We start from the raw sequence: 9,699 nt of genomic DNA on the forward strand, positions 1-9,699 counted from the left end.
AGGCGCGCGCCGGGCCGCGGGCGCCGGGCCCGAGCCGGTCGAGGTGCGGAAGCGGGTGCCCGCCTGTCCGGTCCCGCGTCGGGTCGGCCCCGCGGCGGGTTGGCGGCGCGGGCCGTCTGAGCTATGCCTGTCCACGCACGTCCCCTCCGTTCCTGGAATCGAGCCACGCCTGGAGGAACAGGGAGGCTGCGAGCATATCGACCTTGCCGCGCATCTTGCGCTCGGTGAGCCCCTGCTCGCGCAGGATGCGCTTCGCCTCGGCCGACGAGAGCCGCTCGTCGGCGAACTCGACGGGCAGGCCGAGCGCGCGTGCGAGGTCGCGCCCCGCCTCCATGACGCGCTCGGCCTGGGGGCCGTCCTCCCCCGCCAGGGTGCGCGGCCGCCCGACCACGAGGACGTCCGGCTCGTGGTCGGCGACGATGGCGCGGAAGCTCCGGGAGAGCCCGAGGACCTCCGCGGCGGGCAGGACCTTCACCGGCGAGGCGACGGTGCCGGTGCGGTCCGAGACGGCGACGCCGATGCGGGCGTCGCCGATGTCGAGCGCGAGCGCGACCATGCGGCCTACAGCCCGAAGCGCGCGCGGGCGGCGTCGAGGGCGGCGTCGATGCCCGCGGCGTCCTTGCCGCCGGCCTGCGCCATGCCGGGACGGCCGCCGCCGCGGCCGTCGACGCACGGCGCGATCTCCTTGATGACGTCGCCCGCAGAGAACCCGGAGGCGACGGCCTCATCGGTGGCGGCGGCGAGCAGCGCCGGGGTGCCCTTGCCGGTCACCGTGGCGAGGACGCAGGCGACGGGACCGGAGACCTTCTGGCGGACGGTGTCCCAGACGTTGCGAAGGTCAGCCGCCTCGAGCCCCTCGAGGCGCGCGACGACGAGACGGTAGGCGCCCAAGTCGGCGGCGTCGGCCACCGCGGCGCCGATGGCGTCCGAGGACCCGCCCGTCAGGGCGGCCTTGAGCTTCTGGTTGGCCTCGCGCAGCTCCTTCTGGAGCGACTCGATGCGGCCCGTGACCTCGTCGGGGCGGCACTTGAGGGCCAGGGCGGCGCGCTCGAGCGCAGCCGCGCGCCCCTCGAGGTAGGAGATGGCGCCCTCACTCGTCACCGCCTCGATGCGGCGGACGTTGGAGCCGGTCGAGGACTCGGAGACGATCTTGAACAGGCCGATCTCCGCCGTGTTGCGCGCATGGGTGCCGCCGCACAGCTCCCGCGAGAACGGGTGCTCCTCCTCGCCCACCGACACGACGCGGACGACGTCGCCGTACTTCTCGCCGAACAGGGCGACGGCACCGGCGGCCTTGGCCTCGTCGATGCCCATGATGCGGGTCACAACGGGCTTCGCGGCGAAGATCTCCCGGTTCACGAGCGCCTCGATGCGGGAGAGCTGCTCGGAGGTGAGCGCCTCGAAGTGCGTGAAGTCGAAGCGGAGGTGCTCGGGCGCCACGAGGGAGCCGGCCTGGTTCACGTGGTCGCCGAGGACCTCCTTCAAGGCCGCGTCGAGCAGGTGGGTCGCGGTGTGGTTGCGGCGCAGCAGCGACCGGCGGTGTCCGTCGACGACGGCGCTGACGACGTCGCCCTCGCGCAGCTCCCCGGCATCGACCTGGGCGACATGCGCGTAGAGGCCGTTATGGCTCTTGGTGTCGAGCACGGTGAGCACGGTGCCGCCCGCGACGAGGCTGCCGGCATCGCCCATCTGACCGCCCATCTCGGCGTAGAACGGGGTGCGGTCGAGCACGACCTCGACGCCCTGCTGCCCGCGGTGGACGCGCTCCACGCGCTCGCCGTCGACCACGAGGGCGAGCACGCGGGCCCCGTCGAGCTGCTCCTCGTCGTACCCGCAGAACTCCGTCGCGGGCAGCACGTCGGAGAGCTCGGTCCACACGTCGTTGAAGGAGCCCCAGGCGTCGCCCTTCACGTTGGCGCGGGCGCGCTCGCGCTGCGCCTCCATCTCGCGGTCGAAGCCCTCGGTGTCGACGGCGTGCCCGGCGCCCTCGGCGATCTCGACGGTGAGGTCGATGGGGAACCCGAAGGTGTCGTGCAGCTTGAAGGCGGTGGCGCCGTCGAGCACCTCGCCCTCACCGAGGCCGGACAGGGCCTCGTCGAGGTAGACGCGGCCGTTGTCGAGCGTGGCGGAGAAGCGCTCCTCCTCCGCGTTCACGATGCCCTGGACGAGGGAGACGTTCTTGGTGAGCTCGGGGTAGGCGTCGCCCATGAGCTCGTTCACGCGGTCGATGAAGCGCCCGAGGAACGCGCCCTCGATCCCGATGAGGCGGCCGTGGAAGACGGCGCGGCGCAGCAGGCGGCGCAGCACGTACCCGCGGCCCTCGTTGCCCGGGAGGATGCCGTCGGAGATCATGAAGTCGACGGAGCGCGCATGGTCGGCGATGATGCGCAGCGAGCGGCTCGGCCCCTCGTAGTCGTCGCTCACGTAGGCCACGCCGGAGATCTCCTCGCCGAGCCTGATGAGCCCCTGCATGATGTCGCTGTCGAAGAAGGAGGTCTTGCCCTGCATGATGGCGCTCATGCGCTCGAGGCCCATGCCGGTGTCGAGGTTGCGGTGCGGCAGCTCCGGCATGGAGCCGTCCTCCTGGCGGTCGAACTGCGTGAACACGAGGTTCCAGTACTCGAGGAAGCGGTCGCAGTCGCAGCCCGGGGCGCAGTCGGGGCGCCCGCAGCCCACGTCCTCGCCCATGTCGTAGTAGATCTCGGAGCACGGGCCGCACGGGCCGGTGGGGCCCGCCGCCCAGAAGTTGTCGTCGGCCCCCAGGCGCGAGATGTGGTCCTCGGCCACGCCGAGCTTGCGCCAGATGCCGTAGGTCTCGTCGTCGTCGGTGAACACGGTGAAGTGCAGGCGCTCCATGGGCAGGTGGAAGACGTCGGTCGACAGCTCGAGGGCCCAGGCGCAGGCCTGCTCCTTGGACACGCCGCCGAAGGAGAAGTTGCCGAGCATCTCGAAGAAGCTCGCATGGCGGCCGTCGGAGCCGATGATGTCGATGTCGTTGGTGCGGACGCACTTCTGGCACGAGGTGGCGCCGATCTCGTGCATCGTCTTCTTGCCCTGGTAGTACTGCTTGAACTGGTTCATGCCGGCGTTGGCGAGCAGCAGGGACGGGTCGTCGGGCACGAGCGACGAGCTCGGGAACAGCTTGCACCCGCGCTCCTCGAAGAAGGCGAGGAAGGCCGAGCGGATCTCGGCGGTGGTCATGGTCGGGACATCAGCGTTCATACGGTGAGCTCCTCGGTTGATGCGATAGGTAGGCGTAAACGCAAAAGAGTCTATCAGATACGGGGGGCTTGCGCGGAAACTCACGTGAACTGCGATTATGGGGGTCGCATGCGGGCGCCCGCGGCCCGCGGGCGCGCGGGGCGACGGGAACGCGGAGCGCCCCCGTGCCGGATGCCCGCGAGCGGGCGATCGGGTACGGGGGCGCTCCTGCGCGCGGACGGTGGCCTATGCGTCTCAGCGGCCGTCGTCCTCCTTGTCGTCGCCGGAATCGTCCCCGCCCGCGAAGGGGTTCCGGAACATCCCGGTTGAACCCGGCTGGAGGCCGGCGAGCTTGGACCAGGGGTTCTCGAACTCGGGCTTGGGCAGCGCCGTCGCCTCGGGCACGAGGTCGTCGGTCAGAAGCTCGGAGTCGGCGACGAAGGAGTCGTCGCCGAGCGCGTCGAAGGCGGGCACCGGGTCGCCGTACTCGTCGCGGTACGGCGTCCCCCGGAAGATCGCGCCGTCGTAGTCGACGAGCTGGCGGCCGGTGCGCTTCTCGAAGTAGAAGATGAACAGGCCCTTCAGGGCGGCCGTGAGCGGGATGGCGACGACCATGCCGAGCGGGCCCATGAGGGCCGAGCCGATCACGATGGCCGCGAGGCTCATGGCGGGGTGCACCTGGACGCTGGACTGCATGACCTTCGGCGAGATGACGTTGTCGGTGATGTTCTGCGCGACCACGCACACCGCGAGCGTCCACAGGGCCGTCGCGGGGCCGTGGAAGAAGGCGACGAACACCGACGCCGCCGCCGAGATCCAGGGGCCGACGACGGGGATGAGGTGGAAGATGCCGGTGAGGACGCCCATGAGGCCCGCATAGGGGTGCCCGACGAGCACGAGCCCGATGAAGACCATGACGCCGTTGACGACCGAGGTGACGATCATGCTGCGCATGTACCCGCCGACCGAGCGGGACAGGATCGCGAGCAGGAAGCGGTAGTCCTCCTCCTTGCCCTCGCCCAGCGCGCATCCGACCTCGCCGTGGATCTTGGGGTAGTCGCGCGCGAGCCAGTACGCGAGCACGAGCCCCAAGAAGACGATGAACAGGGTGTTGGCGAACCCGCCGATCAGCGGCATGACGCCGCGGCCGAGGTCGGCGGCCAGATCGGTCACGAACCCGGTCGCCGTGCGCTGGAGGGAATCGAGTACATCGGTGAGCCCGCTGAACATATCCGACGAGGTGAGGGCTCGGAAATCCCCCACGAGACGGGATATCCACGCCTGCAGCGAGACGAAGTAGCGCGGCATCTCGTTCAGGACGTCGATGACCTGGCTGATGAGCATGGGGAGCAGCATCGTGAACAGCAGCACGACCGCCGCGATGACCACGATGAGGCCGACGAGCGCGCCGACCCCGCGCGGGACGCCCCGATGCTCGAGCCCGTTGACGACGGGGGCCTCGACGAAGGCGATGAGCGAGCCCACGGCGAGGAACAGGACGACGGGGGCGAGGACGCCCACGACGTTCAGCAGCATGGCGCCGATCACGAGGGCGCCCACGACGGCCCAGATGCGCAGGGCGATCAGTCGCGTGTCGCGCAGGGCGCGGTCGGCGCCCGCGGCGCCGGGTTCTGCGTTCGTCATCGCTTGCCCATGACCCCCTCGGGATCGATCTTGTCCTGGATCTTCTTGAGCGTGCGCCGCAGCAGGCGCGAGACCTGCACCTGCGACACGCCGAGCTTCTCGGCGATCTCGATCTGGGTCATCCCCTTCACGAAGCGCATCTCGATGACCTCGCGCTCGCGCGGCGAGAAGCCCTTGAGCGCCTCCTCGATGACGAGGCGGTCGTCGGTGAAGGCCAGCGCGCTGTCCTCGGAGGCGTAGCGGTCGAGGACCGAGGGGGTGTCCTCGGAATCGGAGCCGCCGGGCGCCTCCAGGGGCACCGAGGTGTAGGCGGATGAGGACTCCATGGCCTCGAGCACCTCGTCGACGGTGGAATCGAGGTACTCGGCGATCTCCTCGACGGTCGGAGAGCGCTGCAGGCTCGTGGTGAGCGCATCGGTCGCCTGGTTGACCTTGGCGGAGAGCTCCTGGAGGCGGCGCGGGACGCGCACGCTCCAGCCCTTGTCGCGGAAGTGCCGCTTGATCTCGCCCATGATGGTCGGGGTCGCGTAGGTGGTGAACTCGAGGCCGCGATCGGGGTCGAAGCGGTCGATCGCCTTGAGCAGGCCCAGGTAGCCGACCTGGATGAGGTCGTCGAGCGGCTCGCCGCGGTTCTTGAACTTGTTGGCGAGGAAGCGGACGAGGTTCAGATGGGACATGACGAGCTTCTCGCGCGCCTCCATGTCGCCGTCCTGCTTGTACCGGCGGAACAGCTCGTGCGTCTTCTCCTTGTCCCAGGCCGCCTTGCCCGAAGCCACCCTCTCAGCCATCACAGGTCCGCTTTCAGCGTCAGCAGCAGCGCGGCGGGCTCGGGGCGCTTCTCGTAGGCGTCGCACACCGCGCCGAGGATGAGGTCGGCGTACAGGGCGGACTCGTCGCCGGGCTCCGCATCGGGCAGGGGTCCGTCGAGCTCGACTGACAGGGCGACGCGGGCGGGGTCGACGTCGAAGTCGAAGGCGACCTCCCCGCCGGGGCGCGCGGCGCACGCGAAGATGAAGGCCTCCTCGGCGGCCATGCGGACGTCCTCGACGCGGTCGACGGACATCGCGCACAGGGTCGCGACGTTCGCGGCGGTCATGCGCACGAGGCGCGCGAGGTGCGGGTCCGCCGCGACGGACAGGCGGATATGGGCGTTTTCGTTACTCATGCGAGCTCCCGGATTCGGTGTCGGACGGGGCGCCGGCCGCGGCCCCGTAGGTGTAGTAGCCGCGCTCGGGCGCGGGATCGGCGGCGGGCGCCTCAGGCACCTCGGCGGTATCCCCCTCCGAGCCCTCGGGTTCCTCGGCGTCGTCGGCACCCGAGGCAGGCTCGTCGAGCGCGCGGTCCTGAGGGGCGGGGCCCCGCCGGCCGAGGAGCCTCGAGACCTTCTCGGTGGCCGCCGAGGCGATCCCCGAGACGGCGCCCGTGGCGGTCTGCATGTCGCTGGTGACGGCGGAGACGTCGCGCAGGACGCCGTTCACCTCGATGAGGTCCGCGGAGAGGGCCTCGACGGCGATGCTCCCCTGCTTGAGGAGCGGCTCGACCTGCCCGAGTGCGGGCTGGAGCTCGTCGAGGGCATCGTCGAGCTTGGCCATGACGGGGCGCGCCTCGGCGAGGGTGCGGTCGAGTTCCCCGAGCGTGCGGTCGACGGACTCGACGGTCCCGCGGGCCCGGCGGAGCGTGACGGCGAGCTCGGCGACGGCCCATATCGCGGCGATCGCGAGCAGGATCAAGACGATGTGGAGCGGGTCCATGCTTCCTCCCCCAATACGGTCGACGCGCCCGCGGGGCGCGGGCGCACTTCATCTGATACTACCCCGGCCGGACCCCGCCTAACGGGCACAGCGCAAAATCGGGCGAATGAGCGCACCTAGTCCCCGACCTCCGGGGCCGCCCCCGAGCGGTCGCGGCTGGACTGCTCGAAGCGCCACTGCTCCCATCCGCGGCCGTCCGGCTGCCAGAAGCAGCCGCGCTCGAGCCCCTCCGGGAGATAGCGCTGCTCCACCCAGCCCTCGGGGTAGTCATGCGGGTAGAGGTACGTGCCGTACTCCTCGGAGCCGGGGCGGTGGCGGTCCCGCAGGTGGCTCGGCACCTCGCGGCGGCCGCTCGTGCGGACGTCCTCGAGCGCGGCGTCGATGGCGGCCTCCGCCGCGTTGGATTTGGGTGCGAGGGCGTTGTAGATCGCGGCCTGGGCGAGGTTGATGCGGCATTCCGGATATCCGATCACCTCGGCGGACTTGAACGCGGCGGCTGCGACGAGCAGGGCCTGGGGGTCGGCGTTGCCGATATCCTCCGACGCCTGGATCATGATGCGCCGCGCTATGAACTTGGGATCCTCGCCCGCGTCGATCATCCGTGCGAGCCAGTACACCGCGGCGTCCGGGTCCGAACCGCGCATCGACTTGATGAAGGCGGATATGACGTCGTAGTGCATGTCCCCGTTCTTATCGTAGGGCAGGCCGCGGCGGGGGTTGGCGGTGCGCACGTCCTCGACGGTGATGGGAACCGGCTCCCCCGCGTCGACGAGGGCGTCCGACTCGGGACGGGTCAGCGCGAACTCGCTCGCGAGCTCGAGGGTGGTGAGCGCGCTGCGCGCATCGCCTGCTGCCAGGGTGCAGACGGCCTCGACCGCGTCGTCGTCGAGCGCGTAGGCGCCCGCCAGGCCGCGCTCGTCCGCGACGGCGCGGCGCACGAGCACGGCGATGTCCTCATCGGAGAGCGGTTCGAGCTCGACCACGCGGCTGCGCGAGAGCAGGGCCGAGTTGACCTCGAAGTAGGGGTTCTCCGTCGTGGCGCCGATCATGACGACCGTGCGGTTCTCCACGGCGTGCAGCAGCGCGTCCTGCTGGGAGCGGGAGAAGCGGTGGATCTCGTCGATGAACAGGATGGTGCGCCGGTCGAAGGCCATGAGGCGGCGCTGGGCCTCCTCGATCTCGCGGCGCAGGTCCTTCACCGTCCCCGTGACCGCCGACACCTCGACGAACTCGCTGCGCGTGTGGGCGGCGATGATGTGGGCGAGCGTGGTCTTCCCCGTCCCGGCGGGGCCGTACAGGATCACGCTCGACAGGACGTCGCGCTCGATGGCGCGGCGCAGCCAGGAGTCGGGCCCCACGGCCTTTTGCTGCCCCACGTACTCGTCGAGGGAGGCGGGGCGCATGCGCACCGCGAGCGGGGCGTGGCCGAGGCGCCTGGCGCGCTCGTTGCTGGAAAACAGGGTCTCCACGGGTCGGCTCCCTTCATCTCCTCCGAATGCCCGGCGCTCAAGCTTAGCACTCGTTGATGTAGGTGCGCTGCGGGAAGCGGATCTCCGGGAAGAGCTTCTGGGCGAGCTCCGAGAAGTAACCGTCGGTCATGGAGGCGATGTAGTCGACGACCGTCTGGTCGAGGTCGTCCTCCCAGGCGTAGCGCTTGCCGTAGTGCGACAGCGCGGCGTCGATGCGCGCGATATGGTGCCGGAAGATGTAGCTCGACTCGTCGCGGGCGCGCAGGTCGCCGAGGCAGTGCTCGTACATGAGGGAGAAGGCGCGCCCCAGGACCTCGGCGCGCTCGCCCTCGATCCCGCTCGAGCGGTAGATCTTGCGGTAGTTCTCCGCCTTGGCGCGCCGGATCTCGCAGAACAGCTCCTCGCTCATCTCGATGCGGTCGCGCCCGTAGCTGTGCTCGATGATGTCGGCGGAGGCGTGCGACAGGATCCAGGAGTTGTACGCCCCGCCCAGGCCGTCCTCGAACCCGTCCTGGTCGAGCAGGCCCGCCGCGATGGCGTCTTGGCGGTCGCGGCCGACGTAGGCGATGATGTCGGAGATGCGCACCACGCACCCCTCGAGCGTCATGGGGCGCAGGGACCCCACCGCCGCGTGGCCGCGCTCGCGGCACCCCGCCACCGCGCGGTCGAGGTCGTCGAAGCCCCGGGCGCCCGACAGCTCGAACACGCGCTGCTCGTACTCGCCGTTGTGGGTGAGGCACCCGTCGAGCGTCTGGAGGGTGACGTTGCGCCCGTACAGGGCGTCGAGCACGCGCACGGAGTGCACGTTGTGGAAGAACCACCGTCCCGTCCGGGCGTGGTAGACGTCGTTCAGCGCCCGCTCGCCGGCATGGCCGAACGGCGTGTGGCCGAGGTCGTGCGCCAGCCCGATGGCCTCGATGAGGTCGCAGTTGAGCCCGAGCGCGTACCCGATGTCGCGCGCGATGCGGGAGACGAGCTGGACGTGGATCCCGCGCCGCGAGAGGTCGTCGTTGCTCCGGAAGCTGAACACCTGGGTCTTGCCCGCATAGCGGTTGTAGGCGGGCGTGTGGATGATCTTCTCCACATCCCGCACGAAGGGCGGGCGCCAGATGCTCCCGGCATCCGACGGCCTAGCCTCGCGCCGCAGCGCGGACCCGTCATCGGTGCGGTAGGGGTTCACCCATCCGCGTGCCCGGTCGTCCTCGATCCTCTCGATGAGCCCGTCGCTCAACCGATCGGGGATGCGCTCCATGTTCTCGCGCACCTCGGTGCGGTGCGCATCGATGCCGATACCGCTCATACGCTGCGACTCCCTTCGAACTCCGTGTCTGGGGACATCATCGCACACCGTGTGGACCGAGAAGCGCGTCGACGTCCGCGGCGCGCCGTGGACGGGAGCGGCGGGGCGGCGCGCGGAAGGCCCCCGATCCGCGCCCCGGCGCGCGAAGCGGGCGCGCCCGCCGTGGCGGCAAGCTGCGCGCACGGACGCAGACGGATATCCTCACCTGCGCGTTCGGATTCCGTTAAGACCACGGGGGAAGTCCGGGGGCCGGCTGCCGGCGCGCTTCGGGCCGGCAGCCGCCCGGCGCGCTACGCTGGAACCGGAAGCCGTCGAGGTCCCGATCGAAGGAGGC

At 70.5% G+C, this 9,699-nt stretch carries 8 protein-coding genes; all 8 read right to left on the bottom strand.

The genetic code is table 11. The features are described 5' to 3' along the window. Positions 1–121 precede the first annotated feature (121 nt). The 8 genes from ruvX to PHA29_RS05575 all read right to left on the bottom strand — a co-directional run bounded on the left by ruvX (position 122) and on the right by PHA29_RS05575 (position 9,365). Positions 122–556, bottom strand: a complete 435-nt coding sequence (gene ruvX / locus PHA29_RS05540; RefSeq protein WP_270405139.1) for a Holliday junction resolvase RuvX — start codon at positions 554–556, stop codon at positions 122–124. A 5-nt stretch (positions 557–561) separates the two neighbouring features. Then, the gene (alaS, locus tag PHA29_RS05545; protein ID WP_270405138.1) at positions 562–3,222 is read right to left on the bottom strand and encodes an alanine--tRNA ligase; all 2,661 of its coding nucleotides are present in this window, start codon (positions 3,220–3,222) and stop codon (positions 562–564) included. Positions 3,223–3,456: 234 nt separating this feature from the next. Further along, positions 3,457–4,845: an AI-2E family transporter gene (locus tag PHA29_RS05550; RefSeq protein ID WP_270848548.1), complete on the bottom strand. Its 1,389-nt coding sequence runs from the start codon at positions 4,843–4,845 to the stop codon at positions 3,457–3,459. Further along, positions 4,842–5,633, bottom strand: coding sequence for an RNA polymerase sigma factor SigF (locus PHA29_RS05555; RefSeq protein ID WP_270848549.1), 792 nt, complete (start codon positions 5,631–5,633; stop codon positions 4,842–4,844). The genes PHA29_RS05550 and PHA29_RS05555 overlap by 4 nt, the downstream gene beginning before the upstream one ends. Next, positions 5,633–6,010 carry an ATP-binding protein gene (locus PHA29_RS05560; protein WP_270405135.1) on the bottom strand — a complete coding sequence of 126 codons (378 nt, stop codon included), beginning with the start codon at positions 6,008–6,010 and terminating at the stop codon, positions 5,633–5,635. The genes PHA29_RS05555 and PHA29_RS05560 overlap by 1 nt, the downstream gene beginning before the upstream one ends. Beyond that, a complete protein-coding gene (locus PHA29_RS05565; protein ID WP_270405134.1) occupies positions 6,003–6,596 on the bottom strand; it encodes a hypothetical protein in 594 nt (197 codons plus the stop codon). The genes PHA29_RS05560 and PHA29_RS05565 overlap by 8 nt, the downstream gene beginning before the upstream one ends. Before the next feature lie 116 nt (positions 6,597–6,712). Next, entirely contained in the window at positions 6,713–8,065 is a 1,353-nt protein-coding gene (locus PHA29_RS05570) for a replication-associated recombination protein A (protein WP_270848550.1), read from the bottom strand. Between the two features lie 43 nt (positions 8,066–8,108). Next, a complete protein-coding gene (locus tag PHA29_RS05575) occupies positions 8,109–9,365 on the bottom strand; it encodes a deoxyguanosinetriphosphate triphosphohydrolase family protein (protein ID WP_270848551.1) in 1,257 nt (418 codons plus the stop codon). Between the last annotated feature and the right edge of the window lie 334 nt (positions 9,366–9,699).

This window comes from Candidatus Collinsella stercoripullorum (genome assembly GCF_027669965.1).
Lineage (GTDB): Bacteria > Actinomycetota > Coriobacteriia > Coriobacteriales > Coriobacteriaceae > Collinsella > Collinsella stercoripullorum.

Coding starts and splice junctions, on each gene's coding strand:
- ruvX (WP_270405139.1), bottom strand. CDS start 556: ATGGTCGCGCTCGCGCTCGACATCGGCGACGCCCGCATCGGCGTCGCC.
- alaS (WP_270405138.1), bottom strand. CDS start 3,222: ATGAACGCTGATGTCCCGACCATGACCACCGCCGAGATCCGCTCGGCC.
- PHA29_RS05550 (WP_270848548.1), bottom strand. CDS start 4,845: ATGACGAACGCAGAACCCGGCGCCGCGGGCGCCGACCGCGCCCTGCGC.
- PHA29_RS05555 (WP_270848549.1), bottom strand. CDS start 5,633: ATGGCTGAGAGGGTGGCTTCGGGCAAGGCGGCCTGGGACAAGGAGAAG.
- PHA29_RS05560 (WP_270405135.1), bottom strand. CDS start 6,010: ATGAGTAACGAAAACGCCCATATCCGCCTGTCCGTCGCGGCGGACCCG.
- PHA29_RS05565 (WP_270405134.1), bottom strand. CDS start 6,596: ATGGACCCGCTCCACATCGTCTTGATCCTGCTCGCGATCGCCGCGATA.
- PHA29_RS05575 (WP_270848551.1), bottom strand. CDS start 9,365: ATGAGCGGTATCGGCATCGATGCGCACCGCACCGAGGTGCGCGAGAAC.